This window comes from Micromonospora chokoriensis, assembly GCF_000718555.1.
In the GTDB taxonomy this organism is placed as follows: Bacteria; Actinomycetota; Actinomycetes; order Mycobacteriales; family Micromonosporaceae; genus Micromonospora; species Micromonospora chokoriensis_B.
This window is the reverse complement of record NZ_JOAN01000020.1, coordinates 23,065-47,360: the sequence shown is the minus strand read 5'-3', so window position 1 is coordinate 47,360 and position 24,296 is coordinate 23,065. Positions and strand designations below refer to the sequence as shown.

Sequence of the window (24,296 nt, the reverse complement as noted above, 5' to 3'; positions counted from 1 at the left end):
AGAACACTCGATTGTCAAGACTTCCGGAAACCTTTCGCTGCAAGGGTTTCAGCGGTTACCTGCGCACCAGCGGGTGTCGGCAGACATCGTCGACGGCGATAGGTCGCGAGATATTATCGGGACGTTTTCGGAACGTACCGAACGTCTGGCGCACACGGCACAAGGGCGGCCCGACCGGATGGCCGGGCCGCCCTCGCCGCCGCCTTAGTAGACGTCCCGCCCTCGCTCGTCCGGCATCCCGGACTTGCGGAAGAAGTACGTGTTGATCTGGTCGCGCCACTCGGTGGCACACCGCACCTGCTCGTCGAGGCGTTCGGCGACCCGCTCGTACACGCTCGGGTCGAGCATGCCGTTCAACGTCTGCCACCGTCGTCGCATTGCCTTCACCTCCTCGACGCCCGCGAAGTGGGTGTCGTAGATGTGTTGGATGACTGTCGCTCCGCTGTGCAGCACATGCCCGTACGGCACATGGTGGAAGAAGAGCAGCAACTCGTCGGGGCAACTCTCGGGTGACTCGTACACCTGCGCCCAGTACGGCGGGTACTGGCCGGCGAAGCCGGTTCCCGACGCGCGGCTGCGGTCCACGCCGACGCCGTCGCGGTCGGCGAAGTGGTAGGTACCCCACCGCGTGTACTCGTACCCGTCGACGCCGGGACCGTAGTGGTCGCCGGGGTTGACCATGAAGCCGACGCCCAGCGGGGCGGTGTAGCGCTCATAGGTGCGCCACGAGTCGTCCATGATCTCGTGCAGGGTGCGCCGCACCAGGTCGGCGTCGGCGGTCGCCGACGGCGGAAAGGTCAGCGTGATCCACTCGTCGAGGATCGCCGTCGGATCTCGGCGGGGGTCCCAGGCGAGCCGACCGAACGTGTACAGGTTGGCCTGGGCAAGCGGATGCCCCGTCCAGAAGAGGTCGTCGCCGACGTTGGCGACGGCCACCAGCCCACCACCCGCCGCCGCCTCTCCCGTGACCACGTCGGCGATCGTCCGTCCACCCGGCCCCCAGGGGGCGAAGCCCAGCACCTCACTCCACCACGGGCCAAGGTGGCAGACGTGCCGCTGCTGGCCCGTGTACTCCTGGGTGACCTGCAACTCCACCGCCAGCCGGGTCGCCGGCATCGCGGCGAGCACCGGGGAGACCGGCTCGCGCGGCTGGAAGTCCACCGGGCCGAACTTCACCTGGACGACCACGTTGGTGCGGAACCGCCCGTCGAGCGGGGCAAAATGGTCGTACGCGGCCCTCGCTCGGTCGGTGGACCGGTCCCGCCAGTCCTGGTGGTGGTTGTAGACGAACGCCCGCCAATGCACCACTCCCCCGTGCGGGGCGAGCGCCTCGGCCAGCAGGTTAGCCCCGTCAGCGTGGTCCCGGTCGTAGGTGAACGGGCCGGGTTGCCCCTCCGAGTCGGCCTTCACCAGGTAACCGCCGAAGTCCGGGATGCGGTCGTACACCCGCCGGGTGGTCGCGGCCCACCAGACCCGCACGGTCTCGTTCAGGGGGTCGGCGGTCGGCAGGCCACCGAGGAGCACCGGCGCGGCGAAGCTGACCGACAGGTGCACCCGGATGCCGTACGGGCGCAGCACGTCCGCGATCTCGGCCACGTCGCCGAGCCGGTCGGTGAGCAGCAGCGCCTCGGTCCGGGACACGTTGACGTTGTTCACCGAGATCGCGTTGACGCCGCAGGAGGCCAGCAGCCGTCCGTACTCCCGCACCCGGGCCAGGTCGCCGCGCGGACGGCCGTCCTGCCAGAAGATCGAGCCGCCCGCGTACCCCCGTTCGACCTGGCCCATCACGGGGTGCACGGCCACGTTGTCCCAGTGGTTCAGCATTCGTCGGCGCAGCGCCGGCCGGTGCCGCTCCGGTGGGCGGGCCGGGTCGAAGGCCGCCGCGCAGAGCCGGACCACGTGGAAGAGCCCGTACAGCAGGCCGGCGGGCGCATCGGCCAGCACCACCGTCACGTCACCGGCCCGCGCCAACAGGAAACCCTCATCGCCGAGCGTCTCGCCGTCGCCCAGCTCGGCCAGTGCCGTCTCCCCCACCGCCCGCGCCGCCTCCACCGCCGGGTTGGGCAGCTCGCCGGCGTCCCGCAGGGCCAACACCAGATCGACGTCGACGTCCCAGCAGGGTGAGTGCCACACCCGCCCGCCGTAGCGCGCGCAGGCGCGCGACACCTCGTTGAGGACGGTGTCGACGAGCAACCCGTCCCCGTGGACGAGGACGCGGCGCGCGCCGAGCGACCGGAACGCCTCCGGGGGCAGCCAGGCCGGGTGGACGCGCGGCTCGTCGCCGTCCATCGGCTCCTCGACGAACATCAGTTGCTCCAACTCCAGCGACTCTTCGGCGTTCATCGGTCCTCCTTCAGCACGACGACCCCGTACGCCGGCAGCCGCAGCGAAGCGCCGGCCGCCGTAGGGTCACCGGTGAGCAGGTCGACGCCGCCAGCCGGGGCGGTCACCTCGACCGGTTCGGCGCGGTGGTTGAGCAGGAACAGCAGCCGCGAACCGTCCGCCGCGACCCGGACGGCGGATTCCAGGTCCGGCACGTCCGCATACGGCCCGAGCACGTCGTGCCGGGCGAGCACCTGCCGCACCACCCAGGACACCCCGGCCTGGTCCAGGCCGGCGGCCACGTACCAGCCGTCGCCGGCGCCGAAGGAGTTGCGGGTCACCGCCGGGGTGCCCGCGTAGAAGTCGGCCTGGTAGGTGCCGACCACCTCCGCACCCTGCGGAATCACCAGCTCGAACAGCAGCCGCGCGTCGACGTCGACCTGATCGGCGCCGTCGCCGAGGCGGACCGGGTTGACCACCTCCGGGCCCCGTGCGTCCCACTCGTCGACCCGGACACCCATGAGCTGCCCGAACGGGCCCGGCACGTCCATCAGGAACGCCTGGTCGTGCTCGTCCACCCGAGCGGAAAGGAAGGTGGTCAGCACCGACCCGCCGCGCGCCGCCACCGCCTCCAGACGCTGCGGCAGGTCATCCTTGATCAGGTGCAGGGCCGGCGCGACGACCACGTCGTAGCGGGACAGGTCGGCGGTCACCGCGACGACGTCCAGGTCCACACCGGCTTCCCAGAGCGCCCGGTGGTACGCGAGCACGACCTGTTGGTAGCGGACCAGCCGGGACGGGCCGTCGGAGATGTCCAACGCCCACCAGCTGTCCCAGTCGAACAGCAGCGCCACCCGGGCCGGGGTTCGCGCGCCCAGCGACGCGTCGCCGAGCCGTTCCAACTCGGCGCCCAGCTCGGCGATCTCCCGGAACACCCGGGTGTCGGCACGACCGGCGTGGCCGATGATCGCGCCGTGGTACTTCTCGCTGGCCCCGCGGGAGGCGCGCAGCTGGAAGAAGAGGACCGCGTCGGCGCCGTGCGCCACGGCCTGCCAACTCCACAACCGCATGAGGCCGGGGCGCTTCAACGGGTTGACGTCGCGGCACGCGGTGGCGCTCGGGGTCTGTTCCATCAGCCAGAACGGCTGGCCGTCCTTGAGCCCGCGCATCAGGTCGTGGGTCAGCGCCATCCGGGCTGCGGACTCGTCGTCGGGCGGGTAGTTGTCCCAGGAGACGAAGTCCAGATGGGCGGCCCAGCGGTGATAGTCGATCGGCCGGTACATGCCCATGAAGTTCGTCGTCACCGGCAGGTCGGGGCTGGATTCTCGGATGGCGGCCTTCTCGTCGCGGAAGTTGGTAAGCATCGCGTCGGAGGTGAACCGCAGGTAGTCCAGGGTGATGCCCGGGAACGCGGTGTGGTCCGGGTCGCGCCAGTGCTCGGTCAACGCCGACGGCGGCTCGATCTCGTCCCAGTCGGTGAAGGTGTGCGACCAGAAGGTGGTGTACCAGGCCGCGTTCAGCTCGTCGAGGGTGCCGTAGCGGTTGCGCAGCCAGTGCCGGAAGCCGGCCGCGCACAGCGCGCAGTAGCAGGCGCCGCCGTACTCGTTGCCGACGTGCCACGCGAGCACCGCTGGCGCGTGGGCGTAGCGGCGGGCGACCCGGCGGGCCAGCTCGGCCGAGAGCCGACGGAAGACCGGTGAGCTGGGGCAGGAGTTGTGGCGCTGACCGAACCGGCGCTTACGGCCGTCGAAGTCGGTCCGGGTCACCTCGGGGTACGCCTTGGCCAACCACGGTGGGTGGGCTGCGGTGCCGGTGGCCAGGCAGATCCCGCGTCCCTCGGCACTGGCCCGCTCGACGATCTTGTCCAGCAGCGCGAAGTCGTAGGTGTTCTCGGCGGGTTGGGTGAGCGCCCAGTCGAATACGCCGAGGGTGACCAGGTCGATCCGGGCGGTGTCGAAAAGACGGTAGTCCTGCTTCCACACGTCCTCGGGCCACTGTTCCGGGTTGTAGTCGCCCCCGAAGGGCACCTTGGCGCTGAGGGGCAGGCTCATGCGACGAATTCCTTCCGGATCAGGTGGATCATCGGGTCGCTGATGCGCAGGAACGCCAGGACCGCGATCGACGCGAGCAGCATCAGCACCGCCTCGGAGAAGACCGCGGTGATCCCGGCCGCCGCGGCCAGCAGCAGGGCATTGCCGATGAAGACACCGGGGGTACGCACGAGGAAGTGCACGGCCAGCCGCAGCACGTCCCGGGTGCGGAAGTCGAACAGCGAGGTGATCACCAGGGCGTTGGCCGCGCAGAGCGTCACGCCCACTGCGATCAGCACCAGCGGCACCGCCCACCAGCTCGCCAGGCCGACCGCACCGAAGTACGCGAGGTTGATGGCGAGCACGGTCAGCCACAGCAGCGTCGGCACCCAGATGCGCAGGGCCCCGAACGCGTTGGCCCGGTAGCCACGCCAGAACAGGGCTGCCGGGTGCAGGTCGGTCAGGTCGGCCTGCTGGTGGCGCAGGGTGTACAGGGCGGCGGAGAAGGCCGGGCCGACCGGCACCAGTAAGAGCGCGGCCAGCGGCAGGTTGCTGGGGTCGCGGCCCAGCACCAGCAGCGGGAGCAGGGCGGGCACCGTGGTGAGCAACAGGAGCAGCTCGACCACGAGCAGGATGTAGACGCGCGAGGTGATCCGCGACAGTGGTCCGTCGCCGAACTGCCTCCAGGTCTGGGCCGCGCCACCCACGATCGCTCCCTCCGGTGGACGTAGCTGACCCGTCCTCGCCGGGGTCCGGTCGGGCCGCGACGGGCTGCCCGACCGGACCCCGCTGATCAGCCGTTGTTCTTCTGGAACCGCTCGTACGCCTTGTTGACCAGGTCGATGTACTGCTCGGAGTTCTTGGCCTTCAGCTCGGCCACGTACGCGTCCCACTCGCTGAGCGGACGCTGCCCCAGGGCGAACTTCAGCGTGTTCTGGGTGACGAAGTCCTTCAGCGGGGTTTCCCAGAGCGACACCTGCTCGCGTTCCTCATCGGTGAACGGGCGCGGCGGGGGGACCTCCCTCGGCTTGCGCGCGTCCATCACCTTCTGGAACTCCAACTCCTCCGGGGAGAAGAAACCACGGACCAGGTCGGGGGTGCCGCCGTAGGCGAAGACGCCGTTGTAGAAGCCGAAGTCCTTCTGCAGGTGCTTGGTGCCCTTGGGGTTGAGCCCGAGGACGTCGACGTCGGCGGTGACGGCACGCTTGCCGGAGGCGTCCTTGGTGAAGGTGGTGCCCTCGACGCCCCAGCGAGCGAACTCCATGCCGGCGTCGGAATACCACAGCCAGTCGATGAACTGCATCATGGCCACGAAGTTCTTGCTCTCCCGGGCCTTCGTGGAGATCATGATGCCGTTCTCCAGTCGGGAGAAGGGGTTGATCTCTCCGGCCGGGCCGACCGGCAACGGGATCTTGGCCATCTTCGCCTTCGGCAGCGTCTTGGCCAGGTCGGGCCGGTGGTTGTTGACCAGGGTCTGCGCGTTGCCGGTGACCACGAACGACTTCCCGTTGGCGAGCTTCTGCCGCGCCTGGTCGTCGGTCTGGGTGAAGCTCTCCGGGTCGAGCAGACCCTCGGCGACGAGCTTGTGCAGGAACGTGACCATCTGCTTGTACTGCTCGGACGAGCCGGTGTAGTTGAACTTCTTCGCCGCCGGGTCCCAGGTGGCGTGCTGGAAGTCCCAGCCGGCGAAGGTGCCGTGGGCCGAGCCGAGGAGGTTCAGCAGGGCGCCGGTCGGGTTGGGCTTGCTGAAGAGGTCGGAGTACGGGTAGACGTTCGGGTACTTCGCCTTCATCGCCTTGAGCACCGTGTACAGCTCGTCCCAGGTCTTCGGGACGGCGAGGTTGAGCTCCTGCATGATGTCGGTGCGCACCAGCACCGTGTAGTCCTGGGTCGGCTTCTCGTGCAGGCCGGGCAGCAGGTAGAACTTACCGTCGGACTGCCGCAGGTTGTCGATCTCCGGCTTGAGGTTCCACCTGCTGATCTTGTCCTTCAGGTTGGGCATCAGATCCAGGTAGTCGCTCACCGGGAGGATCGCCCCGGAGGACACGAACGCGTCCTCCTGCGGGTGGTACGTCTTCGGAATGATCAGTGGAGCGTCCCCGGCACCGATCAGCAGGCTGCGCTTCTGCTCGTAGTCGCTCAGCGGCACGGCGACCGGGTCGATCTTGACGTTGGTCCGCTTGGTCAGCTCCGACCAGAACAGCCAGTCCTCCTTGAGCGGGTAGAACGTGTGGTTGTTGTAGAGGGTGGAGAACGAGAGCGCCTCGGTGGCCTTGAACTGGTCGCCGACGCTGTAGTCGGCCATTGCGCCGACCCGGTTCTCGGAGAGGTCAGTCGACTCAGCCGGGTCCTCGGAGCAGGCGGTGGTAAGGGTCAGCGCGAGCAGACCCGCGGTGGCTATCGCCACGCGGCGCCACGTCTTGTGGAGCATGGCTCGTCCTTTCGGTGGTGGGGTTGGCGGAAGCGGTGTGGCGCTCGACGTCATCCCTTGACCGCGCCGAGCATGACGCCGGAGACGAAGTACCGCTGGACGAAGGGGTAGACCGCCAGGATCGGCAGGGTGGTGAGCACGATCGTCACGGCCTGGAGGGTCGCTGCGGCCTGCACGACGTCGGCGTCGGCGGCGCCGGACTGCTGTGCGTCGGTGGCACCCGCGATGAGGTTGCGCAGGTAGACGGTGACCGGCAGCAGGTCCTGCCGGTCCATGTAGAGGAACGCGGTGAACCACGAGTTCCAGAAGGAGACCGCGTAGAAGAGCACCATCGTGGCGATGATCGCCTTCGACAACGGCAGCACGATCCGCAGCAGGATGCCGTACGTGTTCAGCCCGTCGACCGCCGCGGCCTCCTCCAGCTCGCCTGGCAGACTCTCGAAGAAGGCCTTCATGACCAGCAGGTTGAACACGCTGATGGCGTTGGGGATCACCACGGCCCAGATGGTGTTCTTCATCCCCAGGCTGGTGACCAGCACGTAGTTGGGAATCAGGCCACCGGAGAAGAACATGGTGAACAGCGCGATACCGATGAGCAAGGGGCGCCCTCGCAGCTGTGGCTTCGACAGCACGTACGCGTAACAGGTGGTCAGCACGATCGAGATGAGCGTGGCGACCACCGTGTACACCACCGTGTTGCGGTAGTTCGTCCAGAACATCGCGTCGGACATGACCAGCTTGTACGCGGTCAGGTCGAACCCACGCGGGACGATGTTCACCTTCCCGGCGATGATGTACGCCTCGTCGCTCAGTGACCGGGCCACGATGTTGAGGAACGGATACAGCGTCACGACCACGACGCCGAGCAGGACGACAGTGTTGACGATTCGGAAGATCCGATAACCCCGGCTGTCCACCGGCCCGCGCGTCTTCGGGGCGTCGATCTTCGTACCGAGGGTCACCACAGGCTCGTCCCCACCGTGCGACGGGAGATGACGTTCGCCGACAGGACGAGGATCAGCCCGATCACCGCCTCGAAGAGGCCGATGGCGGCGGCGTAGCTGAAGTTGCTGGACTGGAAGCCCATCCGGAACAGGTAGGTGGAGACCACGTCCGCGGTCGGGTAGGTCAGCGGGTTGTAGAGCAGCAGGATCTTCTCGAACCCGACCGCCAGGAAGCTGCCGATGTTGAGGATCAGCAGCGTCACCATCGTCGGCCGGATGCCCGGCAACGTGACGTGCCAGGTCTGCCGGAGCCGGCTGGCGCCGTCGATCCGGGCTGCCTCGTACAGGTCCTCGTCGATTGTGGTGAGGGCTGCAAGGTAGAGGATCGTGCCCCAACCGACGGTCTGCCAGACCTCGGACGAGACGTAGATGGTGCGAAACCACTCCGGTTGTTGCAGGAACGCCACCGCGTCCCCACCGAACAGCCGGACGAGTTGGTTGGCCGTGCCGTCGATCGAGGTGAGCTGCATGACCATCGCCGCCACGATCACGATCGACAGGAAGTGCGGCAGGTAGGAGACGGACTGGACGAACCTCTTGAAGCGGCGGGCCCGGACCTCGTTGAGCAGCAGCGCCAGCACGATCGGCAGCGGGAAACAGAACAGCAGGGTCAGTGTCCCGAGCACGATGGTGTTGGTGAACACCTCCCAGAACGTCGGGTCGGTGAGGAACATCCGGAAGTACCGCAGCCCGACCCAGTACTCACCGAAGATGCTGCCGCCCGGCTTGAAACGGCGGAAGGCGATGATGTTGCCGACCATCGGCAGGTACCGGAAGACCAGGAAGAACAGCAACGGCAGGACGGCGAGGGAGTAGAGCTGCCAGTCCCGGCGCAGCGCCTGCCGCCAGCTGCGACGGCGTCGCGGCGACCGTGGGGCGGGGTTAGCCGCCTCCGCCGGAGACGTCGGTGGCGCCGGCGGCGGTGGCCGCAGCGTGGATGTCATTCCTCGGCCTCCTATGCCGGCTGCCGGACAGCCACGAGGGGCTCGACCCGCACCGAGGTGAGCAGTTCCCGCTCGTAGCCGACCTGGCGCTCGGCGCCGACCAGTCGCAGCGGCAGGCTCGCCGCCACGTCGCCGCTCGATCGGCCGAACCGCAGCTCGACGTCGCCGGGCTCGACGATGCGCCGACCAGACAGCCCGATGAACGACGCCACGTCGGCCGGTACGCCGAACGTCACGTGCGCCACCTCGCCAGGCTCCAACGGCAGCCGGGTGTAGCCGATCAGCCGGACCACGGGACGGGTGGTCTGGGCGACCGGGTCGTGCAGGTAGAGCTGCACGACCTCGGTGCCGGCCCGGTCACCGGTGTTGGCGACCGTCACGCGCACCCGCACCTCACCGTCGACCGGCCAGGTAGCCGGTTCGTCGCGCGGCTCGACCACCATCGCGTCGGACCACTCGAAGGTGGTGTAGCTCAGCCCGTGGCCGAACGGGTACGCCGGGGTCGGGTCGATCGAGGAGACCTTGTTGCGCCGGCCGAGCGGCGGCGCGAGGTAGGTGCTCGGCATTCCGCCGGCATCGCGGGGAATGCTGACCGGCAACCGCCCGGAGGGGTTGACCGCGCCGGTGAGCACCTCGGCGAGCGCCTGCCCGCCGAGTTGGCCGAGGAAGAACGCCTGCACCACGGCTGCCGCGCGGTCGAACTCCGGGCCGAGCGCGTAGGGGCGACCAGTCATCAACACCAGGACGACCGGGGTGCCGGTGGCGAGGACGGCACGGACGAGGTCGGCCTGCACGCCGGGTAGCCGCAGGTCGGCGGCGTCGCAGCCCTCACCGGAGGTGCCCCGGCCGAACATGCCCGCCCGGTCACCGACGGCCAGCACGCACACGTCGGCGGCGGCTGCCGCGGCGACCGCGGCCGGGAAACCCGAGGTGTCGTCGCCGGTGATGGCGCAGCCCGGCTCGTGGGTGAGCATCGGGACGCGGCGGGCCAACTCGTCGCGCAGTGAGGGGATGTCCAGGCCGAGCCCGGCATCGCTGTGGTGCACGCCCACGTGGTTCGGGAACGAATAGCAGCCGAGCATGGCCATCGGGTCGTCGGCGACCGGCCCGACCAGGGCGACCCGGCCGACACCGGGCAGCGGGAGGACGCCGGTGTTGCGCACCAGGACGACGGACTCGCGAGCCAGGCGTACGGCGACGTCCTGGCTGGCCTCGTCGTCGAAGCGCAGGGACGCCACGTCCCCGGGCAGCGCCTGCCAGCCCTCGTCGAGCAGACCGATCTCGATCTTCTGGATCAGCACCCGACGTAGCGCGCTGTCGATCAGCGCCTCGTCGACCTCGCCGCTGCGCACCGCCGCCACCAGCGGCTCACCGAAGGTGTCCACAGTGGGCAACTCGACGTCGATGCCGGCCCGCAGGGCGAGCCGGGCCGCGTCGGCAGCGCCCGCGGCCACACCGTGCAGGGTCTGCAGGAAGCGAACGGAGAAGTAGTCGGCCACCACGGTGCCGGTGAAGCCCCACTCGTCGCGCAGCAGCCCGGTCAGCAACCCGTGGTCAGCGGCGACGGGCAGGCCGTCGATCTCGGCGTAGGAGTTCATCACCGAGCGGGCACCGCCGTGGCGCAGCGCCATCTCGAACGGCGGCAGGATGACGTCGGCCAACTCCCGGCGACCCATCGGCACCGGTGCGAGGTTGCGTCCGCCCCGGGAGGCGGAGTATCCGGCGAAGTGCTTCAGCGTGGCCACCACGCCGGCCCGCTCCAGGCCCCGCACGTACGCGGCACCGGTCGTCCCGACCAGGTAGGGGTCCTCGCCGATGGTCTCCTCGGTGCGACCCCAGCGGTAGTCGCGGGTGACGTCCAGGACCGGTGCGAGACCCTGGTGCACTCCGGCGGCGCGCATGGACCGCCCGATCCGGTCGGCCATCGCCTCGACCAGTTCGGGGTCGAAGGACGCACCCCAGCTGAGCGGGGTCGGGTAGACGGTGGCCCGCCACGCCGCGAACCCGGTGAGGCACTCCTCGTGCACCTGCGCCGGGATACCGAACCGACTGGCGGCCACGATCTGTGCCTGCGAGGCCGCCAGCGACCGGGCGCCGAGCACCGGGTCGACCGGGGCGGTGCCGAACGGGCGGGTGAGCTGGCCCAACCCGTACTGGATGACCGTGCTCCACGGCGGCAGCTCGCTGATCATGTCCGACTGGTGCGGTGCGACGCCCTCGCCGCTGGCCTCGGCGCCGACCCAGACCCCGAAGAGCTGGGCGACCTTCTCCTCCAGGGACATCTTCGGCAGGAGCGCCTCGGCCCGCTCGGTCGGCGACAGCCGCTGATCGCGCCACGGCGCGGCGCCGCTGTCCCCGGGCAACTGACTTCTCATGCCTTGACCCCTTAGCTCCAGCCACATCCCCGCGTCGCGGAATCAGTTCCGTGGCGGACGTTTCTCACGATCCGAAACTTTCCGGAAACCTGCGCAACCTTTTCGGCAACCTAAGTGCCGCATCGATGTGTGTCAAGAGTCTCATTCGGACTACCAGCGGTTGTTCCCTGCACACGGTGACTCCGCCATCGGCGCTCAGTTGCCGATCAGCCGCGCAATGACCCGCGAACGGGCGGCCTGACTGCGACACCAACTAGCGTGAATGTCTGATCGTGTTAAGGTCGCCCGAAACTTTCGGATGCTGTATGAGGCTGCGATGACAGAGCACCGCCCGCTCGACCCACCCGCCTCCACCACCATCGCGACCATCGCCAACGATGTCGGCGTCTCCGTCGCGACCGTGTCCAAGGTCCTCAACGGACGCGGCGATGTGGCGCCCAGCACCAGAGCGCGCGTGGAGGCGAGCCTCGACCGCCACCAGTACCAGCGCCGCGCTCGGCGACACCCGACCAGCAGCGGCCGTGTCGACCTCGTGTTCCACGAGCTCGACACGGGTTGGGCGATGGAGATCCTGAAGGGCGTCGAGGCGGTGACCTCCGCGGCCGGCATCGGGTTGTCGATCACCCAACTCGACGGCGCGCACCGCCCGCCAGCGCGATGGCTGGAGGCGCTTCTCGCCGACCGCCCACTGGGCGTGGTGTTCGTCCTGTCCCATCTAGCCGAGGCCCAACAGCAGCACCTGCGGCGACAGGGCATACCGTTCGTCGTGGTCGACACCGACAGCGCGACCTCAGCCTCAGTGCCCACCGTCGGGTCGAACAACTGGAACGGCGGTCTACTCGCCGCCCGGCACCTGTTGGAGCTGGGGCACCGGCGGATCGCCATCATCTCTGGGCCACCCGATGTGCTGTGCAGCCGCGCCCGCGCCGCCGGCTTCCAGTCGGCCCACGACGAAGCCGGGATCGCGGTCGACCGCGAGCTGATCCGCTACGGCAGCTTCTCCGCCGGGGCCGGGCACGTTCACGGGCTGCAACTGCTCCAGCGACCTGACCGCCCGACGGCGATCTTCGCCGGGTCGGACACCCAGGCCATGGGGGTGCTCCGGGCCGCCCGCCAGTGCGGCCTCCGAGTGCCCGAGGACCTTTCGGTGATCGGGTACGACAACCTGCCGGTCTCCGCCTGGACCGACCCGGCCCTCACCACGATCAACCAGCCGTTGCGTGACATGGCCGGCATCGCCACCCAGATGTTGCTCGACCTGACCAGGGGCAACGAGCCGGCGACCAGCCGGATCGACCTGGTGACCGAACTGGTCGTCCGGGAGAGCACCGCGCCTCCCGCCAATCCGCACTGACCCCGGCCCCCTGCGAGGACCCGTGCCCCACTCCGCCTTCACCTTCGACGAACTCCAGCGGTACGCCCCCGAGGTGGCCGAGCCCGACGACTTCGACGCGTTCTGGCGGGACACGCTCGCCGAGGCGTCCAGCGTGCCGGTGCTCGTCGACGTCCGTCCGGAGCCCACCGACCTGCGGCTGCTCGACTCCTGGGACGTCACGTTCGCCGGCTTCGGCGGTGAGAGGGTGCGCGCCTGGTACACCCGCCCGGCTGGGGTTCGAGAGCCGCTGCCGGCCGTCATCGAGTACGCCGGATACGGCCGCGGCCGTGGTCTGCCCCACGAACGGCTGACCTGGCCGACGGCCGGGTACGCGCACCTGCTGATGGACAACCGGGGCCAGGCGGGGCAGCACGGGGCCGGGGACACCCCCGACCCGCACGGCGCTCCCGGCGGCCCTACGCCAGTCACCTGGGGGATCCTCGACCCGGGTGACTACCACTACCGCCGCCTGATCACCGACGCGGTCCGGGCGGTCGACGCGGTCCGCGCCCTGCCGGGCGTCGAGGGTGACCGGGTCACCGTGGTCGGCAACAGCCAGGGCGGCGGCATCGCCCTGGCTGTTGCCGGTCTCGTCGACGACCTCAGCGCGGTGCTGACCACCGCCCCTTTCCTCTGCGACATGCGCCGAACCGTTGCGCTCACCGACCTAGCGCCCTACGGCGAGATCGCCCGATACCTGGCCGTGCACCGGGAGGCCGAAGAGGCGGTGTGGCGCACGCTGTCCTATGTCGACGGAGTCAGTTTCGCGCGGCGCGCGACGGCGCCGGCGCATTTCGGAGTCGGCCAACGCGACACCGTCTGCCCACCGCGAACCGCCTTCGCCGCCTACAACCATTACGGGGCCTCGAACGGGCGACCCGTCCCACCAGAGCGGGAGATGCACGTCTACCCGTTCAACGGCCACGAGGGTGGCGAAGCGATCCACGTCCGACGTCAGCTGCGCTGGCTGGACTCGGTGCTCCACCCGGCTCCCGCATGATCGTGCTCGATCCTTGATATGGACCGCGATCTGTTGCCGGTGTTAGCGATAACACGCTATGGTGCGTCCGGCGAGTGCAGGGCACACTTCCGCCACGGCTCATCGGCCCGTCGCGGCCAAGCCTCGATGGCCAGTGCCACCTTCAGCGCCACGACCACCAGTGAAGACGTCCGGGTTCTTGGTCGTTGCGCGCAACCCACCTCCGCGTACCGCGTCATGGCGGCAGCCCTCTCGTCGGTGGCCGCTGATGTCGCGCACCCCCACCAGAGGAAGTCCGATGCGCAGTCCAACGCTCGTCCAACCTGCCCCTCTCGCACCGACCGCCAGCGTGACGACGTCGAGGCCCTGGCGGGCTCACCGATTGTGGACGGCCCTGGCCGCCGTCGCCGCCATGGTCGCCGCCGTACCGATCGCGACCACCCCCGCGAGCGCGGAGTCCAACGGCGGGGTACGCGTGATGCCGCTCGGCGACTCGATCACCGACGGCTTCAACGTCCCCGGCGGTTACCGGAACGAGTTGTGGCAGCGGTTCACGTCCGGTGGCTACCGGATCGACTTCGTCGGTTCCCAGTTCAACGGGCCCGCCAGCCTCGGCGACCACGACCACCAGGGGCACTCCGGCTGGACGATCGCCCAGATCGACGCCAACGTGGTCAACTGGTTGCGGGCCACTAATCCGCGGACCGTGCTGCTGCACATCGGCACCAACGACATGTACGGCGACACGTCCGGAGCCCCGTCCCGACTGGCCACGCTCGTCGACCGGATCACCAACACCGCCCCGAACGCGGACGTGTTCGTCGCGACGATCATCCCGAAGTCCGGTGCGGATAATCAGGTCCGTGGCTACAACAACGCGATCCCCGGAATCGTGCAGAGCAGGGCCGCCGCCGGCAAGCGCGTACATCTGGTCGACATGTACCGGGCCCTGACGCTCAGCGACCTGGCCGACGGTGTGCACCCGAACGCCACGGGCTACCGCAAGATGGCCGACGCCTGGTACGCCGCTCTGCGTACGGTGCCCGGCAGCATCGGGGGCGACACGACTCCGACCACGCCCCCACCGACCACGCCCCCGCCCACCACGCCCTCGCCGTCCGGTGACTGCCGCGTCGCGTACACCGTCAACGCCTGGAACAGCGGCTTCACCGCGTCGGTCTCGGTGACCAACACGAGCAGCACGCCGGTCAACGGCTGGGCACTGGCGTTCACCCTGCCGGCTGGGCAGAGCATCACCAGCGGTTGGAACGCCACCTACGCTTCGTCGAACGCAGCGGTGACCGCCCGCAACGTCTCCTACAACGCGACGATCGCGCCGAACACCTCGGTCGACATCGGCTTCCAGGCAACCCACACGGGGAACACCGGCCGCCCGTCCGCGTTCACTCTCAACGGCACCACCTGCGCGGTCGCCTGACACCACCCGAGGGCGGTGCCGGGCCCCACCCGCTCGGCACCGCGCTCGGGCCGGCACAGACCGTCCAGCAAGAGGCGAACCGCGGATGACGCGGCGCTGGACGGTGAGCGCCCGCCATCGCCGACCCCTGGCGGGCGCTCACCACCGCAGGGCCGGCGCCGGTGTGCACGTCGTCGCACCCGCGGGCTCTTGGACCCGGGCCGCACCGCCACCCGCTGATCCCGCAAACCGGACGGAGCGGGGCGGCGACGGGATCCGTCGCCGCCCTCAGCCTGCGGCGTTGCCGATTGCCGACCGTCGACTCCGATGGATGTGGAGTATGTCAGCGCCACTGATCGACGAGCAATAATTTCCGGAAGGTTTACGAGACCTGGTCCGCTCCGGCAGACATGGCCGGACCCGGCTGCCCAGGTAGCAGCCCATCACAGGCAGCGACGAGGCCCTGCCGCGTCAGCCGGGCAAGTTCACGGGGACAGCAGCGCATCGCACTTTCCGGAACTTCTCTCGGACCCTACCCACCCTGACAACGCCGCGGTTACTGCTGCACGCCGCGGTAGAGCCGGCTCACCGTCTCGGCCACGCAGACCGGCTTGCCGCCGCTGTCGCTCTCCACGGTGACCGCCACGACCAGTTGCACACCGCCGCTCACCGGCGACACCTCGGCGATGGTGGCGGTGGCGCGTACGGCGGCGCCAACCCGGACCGGGGCGGGGAAACGCACCCGGTTCAGCCCGTAGTTGACCCCCATCGCCACCCCCTCGACCCGATAGAGCCGGCCCGCCAACGCCGGCAACAGCGACAGGGTGAGGTAGCCGTGCGCGATCGTCGCGCCGAACGGGCCCGCCGCGGCTCGGACCGGGTCGAGATGGATCCACTGGTGGTCGTCGGTGGCGTCGGCGAAGAGGTCGACGCGGCTCTGCTCGATGCGTTGCCACGGACCGGGCCCGATGCTCTCGCCGGTCGCGGCGGCCAACTCCTCGAACGAGGCGAAGACTCTCATGCCAGGTCTCCCTACAGCTAGAAGGCGTTGACGCCGGTGAGCGCGCGTCCGATGAGGAGTTGCTGGATCTGACTGGTGCCCTCGTAGAGGGTGGCTACCCGGGCGTCGCGCAGGTACTTGCCGACCGGGTACTCATCGATGTAGCCGTACCCACCGAACACCTGGACCGCGTTGTTGGCCGCGCGGACGGCGGCCTCGCTGGCGAAGAGTTTGGCCATCGACGCCTCGGTGGCGAACGGCTGGTCGCGGTCGATCAGGTCGGCCACCTGCCAGACCAGCAGCCGGGCGGCGGCGGTGTCCACCGCGATGGCGGCGAGCAGTTGTTGGACGAGCTGGTGCCCGGCGATCGGTTTGCCGAACTGGGTCCGCTGCCCGGCGTAACCGACCGCCGCGTCGAGGCAGCCCTGGGCGATGCCGACGCACCCGGCGGCCACCGACATCCGGCCCTTGGCGAGGGTGCCCAGGGCCAGCCGGAACCCGGCGCCCTCGGCACCGAGGCGGGCCGTGTCGGGCACGCGCACCTCGTCGAAGCTCAGCTCGCCGGTGGCCTGACCGCGCAGGCCGAGCTTGCCGTGGATCTCCCGGCGGGTCAGCCCGGGGCTGGCGGTGGGCACCAGGAACGCGCTGATTCCCCGGTGCCCGGGGCCGCCGGTGCGGGCGAAGACCAACGCGACGTCGGCGGTGGTGCCGTTGGTGATGAACGTCTTCGTGCCGGTGAGCAGCCAGTCGCCGCCGTCGCGAACGGCACGGGTGCGCAGTGCGGCCGCGTCCGAGCCGCTGTCCGGTTCGGTCAGCGCGAAGCAGCCGAGCGCGCTGCCCGAGCAGAGCCGAGGCAGCCACTCGGCCCGCTGGTCCGCGCTCCCGTGCGCGGCGATCGACTTGGCGACCAGGCCGAGTGAGACCGAGACGATGCCGCGCACGGCGGAGTCGCCCCGGCCGAGCTCTTCCAGGACCAGGCAGTACGCGAGGTGGTCGCCGCCGGACCCGCCGTCGGCCTCGGCGATGGTCAGCCCCAGGAAACCCAGGTCACCGAGCATGCCGACGATGGCGGGGTCGACCGACTCGCGGCGATCCCAGGCGGCCGCGTGCGGCAGCAGCTCGCGGTCGGCGAACTCGGCGGCCAGCTGGCGGACCGCCGCCTGTTCGGCGGAGAGAGTGAGGTCCATGGCGCTCAAACTAGCGGTGATAGTTTACGCCGTCCAGACCGGATGGTCACCGGTCGGAGGCCAGACCGACGTGCCGTTCGGTGGCGAACGCGCGGGCCAACTCGGTACGCGACCGGATGCCCAGCCGGTGGAACACGTTGCGCAGATGGTGGTCGACCGTACGGGTGGAGAGGAACATCCGGGCGGCGATCTCCCGGTTGGTGGCGCCCTCGGCGACCAGCTCGGCGATCCGCAGTTGCTGGCCGGTCAACAGCCGCGCGGCGGGCAGGTCCGGCGGACCGATCGACTCCCCGGCCGCCCGCAGCTCCGTGGTGGCCTGCTCGGCCCAGCACTCCACCCCGAGCAGGCTGAACATCTCACGGGCCTGGTGCAGGTGCGTCCGCGCGTCACGTGGGCGTCGACTACGCCGCAACTCCTGGCCGAAGAGCAACTCGGTGCGGGCCCGCTCGAACGTGCCGGCCTCGGTCGGGTGCAGCCGCAGCGCCGCCTGGAAGTCGCGCTCCGCCTCGGCGCCGCCCCGGGGGGCGAGCAGCGCGTGGCATCGCGCGGACAGGGCCCGGCGCAGCGGGCTCGCGGTGCTGCTGGCCCACCTGTCGAATACGGCGAGCGCGGCCGTCGCCGCCGGTCGGTGCGCCAGGTGCGCCGCCGCCTCCACCAGGTAGGGGGTGGCCATCACCTGCACGAGGACCTGACCGCGACCGGTGCCGAGCCGGGCCAGCGACGCCAGCCGGTCCGCGGCCTCGGCGTGCCGGCCGTCGACCAGGTCGAGCACCGCCAGGGCCCACGCGGCGAGCGCGTGCGGGCGGCTGCCCGGCGTCGGCGATTCGCCGATCTCACGGATCCGCCGCAGGCTGGTGTCCCGGTCGGCCCGGATCGCGGCGAGGACGGCGAGCATGCCCAGATGGACGTTGGCGCAGTTGACCTGACCGGTGGCGCGGGCGACGCGCAGCCCGTCGCGGGACGTCTGCGCCGCTGTCTCGTGTCGACCCAACCAGTACTCGGCGATCGCCCGCAGCTCCAACGCCCGGGACAGCTTGGACAGCTCGCCCCGCTCGCGGGCCAGCCCGACGGCGCGCTCGGCGAGTCGGTGGGCCGCGCCGTCCACGGCCACCAGCAGTCCGGCCGCCGCAGCGCAGGTGAGCGCGGTGGGGGTCAGCGCCGGGCCGGTCAGCCGGCCGCCCAGCACGACGGCGCGGCGCAGCACGGGACCGGCTCGCTCGTGGTCGCCCCGCAGGGTCGCCGCCACCCCGGTGATCAGGCAGCTCATCAGCTCCAGGGCCGGCGGGTCGCTCGGACGTCGCAACGCCAGCGCCCGCCGGCCGACCTCGGCGTAGCGGTACTGGTCGCCGGCGAAGCAGACCGCCTCGCCGGCCCGTACCAGCCCGGCCAAGGCCAGGGCACGGTCGGCGCCGTGCACCGCCGCGGCGGCGTCCAGCAGCGTGACCGACGCGCTGGACGCGGTGCCGCAGCGCAGCTCCAGCTCACCGCGGAGCAGGTCGGCACGCCCCCGGACAACCGGGTCGGCGCAGACCGCGCGGAGGCGGTCGAGCAGCAGCCGGGCCACGTCGGGCTGACCTCCGACCCAGGCGTAGCGGGCGGCGGTCAACAGGCGGGTGGCGGTCAGCTTCGGATGATCACTCAGCTCGGCGGCCCACCGCAGGGCCACCGAGGCGGCAGCCCAGCCGCCTGCGCCGCCGACGGCCGCCTGTTCCAGCTCGGCGGCGAGGACCGGATCAGCGCCCGCCGTCGCGGCGGCGAGGTGCATCGCCCGGCGCAGCCGCTGCCCGTCCCCTACCAGCACCTCAGCGAGCAGTCGGTGCGCCGCGCGGCGCTCCGCGAGCGGCGCGCTGGCCGCGATCATCGTGCGCACCAACGGCTGCGGGAAGGTGACACCTCGTTGCTCGACGCGGACCAGGCCGGCGACCTCCGCCGGGGCGAGCGCCTCGACCTCGGTGCCGGCGGCCCCAGCGGCCCGGATCAGGGTGCCCGGCTCGCCGTCCTCGTCGAGCGCGGCGAGCAACAGCACCCGGCGGGTCTCCGGTGGCAGCCGGTCCAGCCGAGCGCGGTACGCGCGGCCCAGCGCCCCGTCCGCCGGTGGTGCGGCGGGCAGCGGCTCCTCACCACGCCACTGCCCTGCGGTGAGCACCTCGGCGAGGTCCACCAGGGCCTGCGGGTTGCCGCCGCCGATCGCGGCCAACGCGGTCAGGGCCGACGCGGCGGGCTGCTCGGGGAGCCGGTCGACGCTCTCGCGCTCGGTCAGCCGAGAGAGCCGATCGGTGAGGACGGCAGCGCTCTCGCTCTCGGTCAGCGCTCGGAGTCGGTGTGCCGGTATCCCGTCGAGGTTGGCGGTGACGTCCGCGGTCAGCAGCACGGCGAGCGGCAGGTGCCGCAGTCGGCGGGCCACGAACGCCAGCACCTGCGCGGTCTGCGGGTCACCTCGGTCGAGGTCGTCCATGGTGACGAGCAACGGCTGGTCCCGGGTGGCGGCGGCGAGCAGCCCGAGCACCGCCATCGACAGCGTCAGTTGCTTATCGGCCGGGCAGCTCTGTCCGGCCAGCGCGCGCCGCAGCAGCAAGCGTTGCTCGTTCGGCAGGGCGGCGACCCGGTCGCGTACCGGGTCGACCAGGCGTTGCAGGCCGGCGTACGGCAGGTCGGCTTCCTCGGCGAGCCCGCTCCCGGCGAGCACGGCGCAGCCCTTGGCGTGTCGGTGGGCGTAGCCGAGAAGCGCCGTCCGGCCCGATCCGGGCTCTCCGCGCATCAGCAGGGCACCGGCGGCGGTGGTCATGCCGTCCAGCAGGCTTCGGACCGCCCGGCACTCGTCATCCCGGCCACGCAGCACGGTTAGTTGCACTCCTGATGCAGTAACCATGACAGCCAGTGTTACCCATCAGAAACCGAATGGAAAGAGGGTGCGATATCGGGCCGGGCCGGAATCAGTCGGGCGCGACCTCGGCCAACAGGGCGCCCACGGTCCGGGACATCACCGCGCGGGCCTGATCCACGCCCAGACCGAGCCCGTAGCGCAGCATCGACCAGGCCTGCCACGTGCTCGCCGCCACCAGTGCGTTGAGCAACTGCTCCCGCCCCTGACCGGCCTCGCCCAGCTCGACGGCGAAGAGCTCCTCGACCTCGTCGCGGACCCGGTCGATGTGTTTGAGACGGTTGCGGTGCAGCTGCTCGGAGACCGGCTCCCGCATCTGGGCGGCCCGCGCCGACGGTGCGATGAGCTGGAGCAGCCGAGCGCGCTGCCGGCAGTACGCGTCGACGCGCTTCACCAGCGGCAGCCCGGGTGAGATCGGCCGGTAGGCGGCGTCCTGCTGGCGAAGTACCTCGGCACCGCTCGCCTCGAAGAGCGTCTCCATGTCCTTGAAGTTGGTCCAGAGCGTCCGCAGCGAGATGCCCGCCCGTTCGGCGATGCGCTCCCCGGTCGGGCGGAGGTCACCCTCGGAGATGAGCGCGAGGTGCGCCTCGACGATGGCCGCACGGGTGCGCTCGGCACGGGCGGTGCGCCCGTCGACCCGGCCCACGACCTCGACCCCGTCCATCCGCCCCCGCCCCCTCACCGCCATGGCGTCCCCCGCCGCACCGCCGAGTCTAGACAGGCGATGATCAGCAGCTCCGGACGCTGGGCCGACGCGGCCGGTCGGCCCGGCCGGTCGGCGCGGTGCCGCCGTCGCAGACGATGACCCAGGTGGCGTCGTCGGGCGGCGAGCCGGCCCGAATATGCATTCACGGTGCAGATAGTAGGAGTGCTGATCGGTGTCGGTCAACGCTCGGACGATCGGCCGGGCCGGCCACCCCGCCAACCCACGCGCAGCCGTCCGACCGGGCGTGGTCAGGCGAGACCAGGCCCGGTCGGACGTCGGGTGTGCCTGCCGTCAGGAGACGGTCGGCACCCCGTTCGCCGGCGGTGCGGCCGGTGCGGCGGTGTACTCGTTGACCGACCCGTCCGCCTCGTCGGTCTCGTACGTCGGGCCGAAGTAGCTCTGCACTCCCCCGGTCACCCGGGACAGCCGCTGCCCGCCGTACCCGGAGTGGTCCGTGGCGGAGAACCGCAGCGGTGCCAGACCAGGGCCCTGGAAGCCGCCCTTCTGCACGGCGCCCAGCACCTTCTCCCGGGTGAGGTCCTTGCCGGCGGCGAGCAGCACCTGCACGAAGAGGTAACCGACCGACATGCCGTAGACGGTGTTGCCGTCGAACGGCGCGTCCCCGTTGTGCTCCTTGTTGACCTTCGTGAAGAGCTGGATCCACGGGTTCGCGGTGTCGTTCTGCATCGGCAGGTAGTTGGTGCCGACCATGCCCTCCAGCAGCGGCGCGGCAGCGCCGAGCTGCTTGGCCAGGGTGGGGTGGTCGGCGCCGACGTTGGAGACCAGCCACTGCGGCTTGAAGCCCAGCCGTGCGGCGGTGCCGATGGAGAGCGCGGTGAAGCCGGGCACGGTGGCGAGCATGACGACCTGGCAACCGGCCGCCTTGAACGCGCCGATCTGCGGCGCCACGTTGGTGTTGCTGGTGACGTACGTCTGCTTGACCGCCACCGCCGCGGCACCGAGCACCTTCTCCACGCCGGCCAGGCTGTCGCGGCCGAAGTCGTCGTCCTGGCCGAGGAAGCAGACCTTCTGGCCGGCCAGGTCCCGCTTCGCGTAGTTGGCGAGGATCTTGCCCTCGATCGTGTAGTCCGGGTTGAACCCGAAGGTGCCCGGATACTTGTCTGGTTGGTCCCAGCTGCGGCTGCCGGAGGCGACGAAGAGATCAGGCACCCGGTTGCTCTTGAGGAAGTCGAGCACCCCGGTGTGTGTCGGCGTGCCCAGGCCGTTGAGGACGGCGAAGACCTTGTCCTGCAGGACGAGTTGACGGACCACCTGCTGGGTGTTGGCCGGGTTGTAGCCGTCGTCCATGATCTTGTAGGTGATCTTCCGGCCGTGCACGCCGCCGTTGGCGTTGACGTAGTCGAAGTACGCCTTCGTCGCCGGGGCGATCTTGGAGTAGCCGGCCGAGGCCGGCCCGGTGAGCGGCATGTGGGTGCCGACGGTGATCTCGGTGTCGGTGACGCCCGGCACCGATGCGCCGCCGGGACCGGACCCGTTGTCACCGCTGCAACCAGCGGCGGCGGCCAACAGGGCGATGGTGCTGGCGATCGCGAGACCACGTTGTGCCAAACGGCGCATGGAGAACACCGACCTTTCTCGGTCCGGTTGTCAGGGAACGGTGTGGTGGTGGGGCGCCCGGCCGGAGCCGGGCTGGGGACAGCTCAGGAACGCCGGGCCCGCAGGCGCCGACCAAGGCGGGACAACAGACCCTGCACGCCGCCGGGTGCGGCGATCATGACGACGATCAGGGTGACCCCGAAGATCGCCAGCGGCAGATTTCCCTCCAGCCGCTGCGCGACTGCGGGCGATAGCGTGAACAGCTCGGTCACGGAGTGGGTGAGGTCGGGCAGGGCGACCAACAGGATCGCCCCCCACAGCGCGCCGGCGAGCCGGCCGAGACCGCCGATCACCACGGCCATCAGCAGGAACAGCGACAGGGTCAGCGAGAACGCCCCGGGGGAGACGCTCAGCGCGAGCACCGCCAGCAACGCGCCACCGAGCCCGGCGGTGGCGGCGCTGACCACGAACGCGAGAACCTGGGTACGGGCCACGTGGATGCCGGCGAGGCGGGCCGCCACCTCGTCGTCGCGGACCGCCCGGAAGGTACGCCCGTACCGGCTGCGGATCAGGTTCGCCAACAACAGCAGGGCGAGCAGGGTGGCCGCGCCGGTGAGCCAGAGCTGCCACCGCTCGTAGGGGAAGTACGGGCCGAGCGCCAGCGGCGGCGGCTCCACGGGCACCGACAGACCCTGCTCGCCGTTGAACACCCCGTCGAAGGTGACCGCCAACGCCGGCACGACCACGGCCACCGCGAGGGTGACCCCGGCCAGGTAGGGACCACGCAGCCGGGCCGCTGCCACACCCACCACCGCGCCGACCGCGACCGTGCTGACGATCGCCGCACCCAGCGAGAGCACCAACAGCCAACCGCCGGTCATCCCCCGGTCGGCGAACGCGTTCTGGCACAACGCCACCGTGTACGCCCCGGTGGCCATCAGGGCACCGTGCCCGAGCGACAGTTGACCGTTGAGCCCGGTGAGGACGGTCAGCCCGGCGGTCGCGCAGAGATAGGCGGCCACGGTGGCCAGCTGGAAGTTGCGGAACGGCTCGACGGCATAGCTGACCGCCACCAGCAGCAACCCGGCGGCCAGCACCACCGCGAGGTGACGCAGCAGGGTGGAGCCGCGTGGCCGGTCAACCGGTCGGCCCGCCTCGGCGAGCTGGTGTCTCGGCGGCAGGGCCGCCCTCGTGGCGCTCACACCCGCCTCGCCACGACCGGGGCGAAGAGCCCGCCGGGCCGCACCAGCAGCACCGCCAGCAGCAGGACCAACACCGCGAGCGGGGTGAGGTCACTGCCGGCGTAGCCGCTCACGTAGGAGAGCAGCAACCCCACCACCAGGCCGCCGACCACCGCCCCCGGTGGACTGTCCAGCCCACCGACCACCGCCGCGGTGAACGCCGAGACGAACACCAGGTCCATCGCGTGCGGGTGCAGACCCAACTCGGTCGGCAGGACCAGCATGGCGGCCAGTGCGCCCACCCCGGAGGCGAGCGCCCAGCCGAGGGTCAACATGCCACCGACGTTTACCCCGAGCAGGCGGGAGACCTCCGGCGCGAAGGCCGCCGCGCGCATCCGCAACCCCACCGGGGTACGCGCGAAAAGCCAGGCCAGGCCGCTGACCACCACCCCGATCGTGGCGAAGACGAACAGGTCGTACGGCGACAGCACGGCGAACCCGCCCACGGTGAGGGCGGACCGGCGCAACGGCGCCTCGGCGGGGCGGAACTCGTTGCCGTACACCATGCCGAGCACGGCCTGGATCAGCAGCACCAGCCCGAGCGCGACGATCACGGGGTTGAGCGGTGAGGCGTGGTCGACGTGCCGCATCACGACGCGGTCGACGAGCGCGCCGAGCAGCAGACCGGCGACGATCGCGACAACGAAACCCAGCCAGTAGGAGCCGGTCGCGGTGCTGACGGTGAAGGCGACGTACGCGGCGGCGACGGCCATCGCCCCCTGGGCGAAGTTGACGACCCGCGCCGCCCGCCAGATGAGCACCAGGGCCAGCGCGAACGCTGCGTACACCGCGCCGCGGGACAGGCCGTCGACGGTGAGGAAGACGAAGCGGTCCAACAGTCCTCCCT

General features: G+C 70.5%; 17 protein-coding genes. 3 read left to right on the top strand and 14 right to left on the bottom strand.

What is annotated here, in order from left to right:
• Positions 1–204: 204 nt before the first annotated feature.
• The 7 genes from IF46_RS0124655 to IF46_RS0124625 all read right to left on the bottom strand — a co-directional run bounded on the left by IF46_RS0124655 (position 205) and on the right by IF46_RS0124625 (position 11,106).
• A complete protein-coding gene (locus tag IF46_RS0124655; protein WP_198041526.1) occupies positions 205–2,343 on the bottom strand; it encodes an alpha-glucuronidase in 2,139 nt (712 codons plus the stop codon).
• Positions 2,340–4,373: a beta-galactosidase gene (locus IF46_RS0124650; protein ID WP_030490757.1), complete on the bottom strand. Its 2,034-nt coding sequence runs from the start codon at positions 4,371–4,373 to the stop codon at positions 2,340–2,342. Before IF46_RS0124650 ends, IF46_RS0124655 begins: the two co-directional genes overlap by 4 nt.
• Entirely contained in the window at positions 4,370–5,059 is a 690-nt protein-coding gene (locus IF46_RS0124645) for a DUF624 domain-containing protein (protein ID WP_030490756.1), read from the bottom strand. Before IF46_RS0124645 ends, IF46_RS0124650 begins: the two co-directional genes overlap by 4 nt.
• Positions 5,060–5,145: 86 nt before the next feature.
• A complete protein-coding gene (locus tag IF46_RS0124640; protein ID WP_030490755.1) occupies positions 5,146–6,783 on the bottom strand; it encodes an extracellular solute-binding protein in 1,638 nt (545 codons plus the stop codon).
• A 50-nt stretch (positions 6,784–6,833) separates the two neighbouring features.
• Entirely contained in the window at positions 6,834–7,745 is a 912-nt protein-coding gene (locus IF46_RS0124635; protein ID WP_232234152.1) for a carbohydrate ABC transporter permease, read from the bottom strand.
• The gene (locus IF46_RS0124630; RefSeq protein ID WP_030490753.1) at positions 7,742–8,731 is read right to left on the bottom strand and encodes an ABC transporter permease; all 990 of its coding nucleotides are present in this window, start codon (positions 8,729–8,731) and stop codon (positions 7,742–7,744) included. Before IF46_RS0124630 ends, IF46_RS0124635 begins: the two co-directional genes overlap by 4 nt.
• Positions 8,732–8,742: 11 nt before the next feature.
• A complete protein-coding gene (locus IF46_RS0124625) occupies positions 8,743–11,106 on the bottom strand; it encodes a glycoside hydrolase family 3 N-terminal domain-containing protein (protein WP_030490752.1) in 2,364 nt (787 codons plus the stop codon).
• 316 nt (positions 11,107–11,422) lie between these two features.
• On the opposite strand from IF46_RS0124625, the gene IF46_RS0124620 reads away from it, so the two are divergent.
• The 3 genes from IF46_RS0124620 (at position 11,423) to IF46_RS0124610 (ending at position 14,898) form a co-directional block, all read left to right on the top strand.
• Positions 11,423–12,460 carry a LacI family DNA-binding transcriptional regulator gene (locus IF46_RS0124620; RefSeq protein WP_030490751.1) on the top strand — a complete coding sequence of 346 codons (1,038 nt, stop codon included), beginning with the start codon at positions 11,423–11,425 and terminating at the stop codon, positions 12,458–12,460.
• 22 nt (positions 12,461–12,482) lie between these two features.
• On the top strand, positions 12,483–13,481 hold the full coding sequence (locus tag IF46_RS0124615) for an acetylxylan esterase (RefSeq protein ID WP_030490750.1): 999 nt from the start codon (positions 12,483–12,485) through the stop codon (positions 13,479–13,481).
• A 391-nt stretch (positions 13,482–13,872) separates the two neighbouring features.
• A complete protein-coding gene (locus IF46_RS0124610; RefSeq protein WP_036393131.1) occupies positions 13,873–14,898 on the top strand; it encodes a cellulose binding domain-containing protein in 1,026 nt (341 codons plus the stop codon).
• 535 nt (positions 14,899–15,433) lie between these two features.
• On the opposite strand, the gene IF46_RS0124605 is transcribed toward IF46_RS0124610, so the two are convergent.
• From IF46_RS0124605 to IF46_RS0124570, 7 genes are all read right to left on the bottom strand, one after another.
• Entirely contained in the window at positions 15,434–15,898 is a 465-nt protein-coding gene (locus IF46_RS0124605) for a MaoC family dehydratase (protein ID WP_030490748.1), read from the bottom strand.
• A 17-nt stretch (positions 15,899–15,915) separates the two neighbouring features.
• Positions 15,916–17,064, bottom strand: a complete 1,149-nt coding sequence (locus tag IF46_RS0124600; RefSeq protein ID WP_030490747.1) for an acyl-CoA dehydrogenase family protein — start codon at positions 17,062–17,064, stop codon at positions 15,916–15,918.
• A 46-nt stretch (positions 17,065–17,110) separates the two neighbouring features.
• Positions 17,111–19,933, bottom strand: coding sequence for a LuxR C-terminal-related transcriptional regulator (locus tag IF46_RS0124595; RefSeq protein WP_051724144.1), 2,823 nt, complete (start codon positions 19,931–19,933; stop codon positions 17,111–17,113).
• A 64-nt stretch (positions 19,934–19,997) separates the two neighbouring features.
• The gene (locus IF46_RS0124590; RefSeq protein ID WP_030490745.1) at positions 19,998–20,609 is read right to left on the bottom strand and encodes a TetR/AcrR family transcriptional regulator; all 612 of its coding nucleotides are present in this window, start codon (positions 20,607–20,609) and stop codon (positions 19,998–20,000) included.
• 333 nt (positions 20,610–20,942) lie between these two features.
• Positions 20,943–22,229: an ABC transporter substrate-binding protein gene (locus IF46_RS0124580; protein ID WP_030490744.1), complete on the bottom strand. Its 1,287-nt coding sequence runs from the start codon at positions 22,227–22,229 to the stop codon at positions 20,943–20,945.
• An 83-nt stretch (positions 22,230–22,312) separates the two neighbouring features.
• Entirely contained in the window at positions 22,313–23,410 is a 1,098-nt protein-coding gene (locus tag IF46_RS0124575) for a branched-chain amino acid ABC transporter permease (RefSeq protein WP_030490743.1), read from the bottom strand.
• On the bottom strand, positions 23,407–24,285 hold the full coding sequence (locus tag IF46_RS0124570; protein ID WP_030490742.1) for a branched-chain amino acid ABC transporter permease: 879 nt from the start codon (positions 24,283–24,285) through the stop codon (positions 23,407–23,409). Before IF46_RS0124570 ends, IF46_RS0124575 begins: the two co-directional genes overlap by 4 nt.
• Positions 24,286–24,296 lie beyond the last annotated feature (11 nt).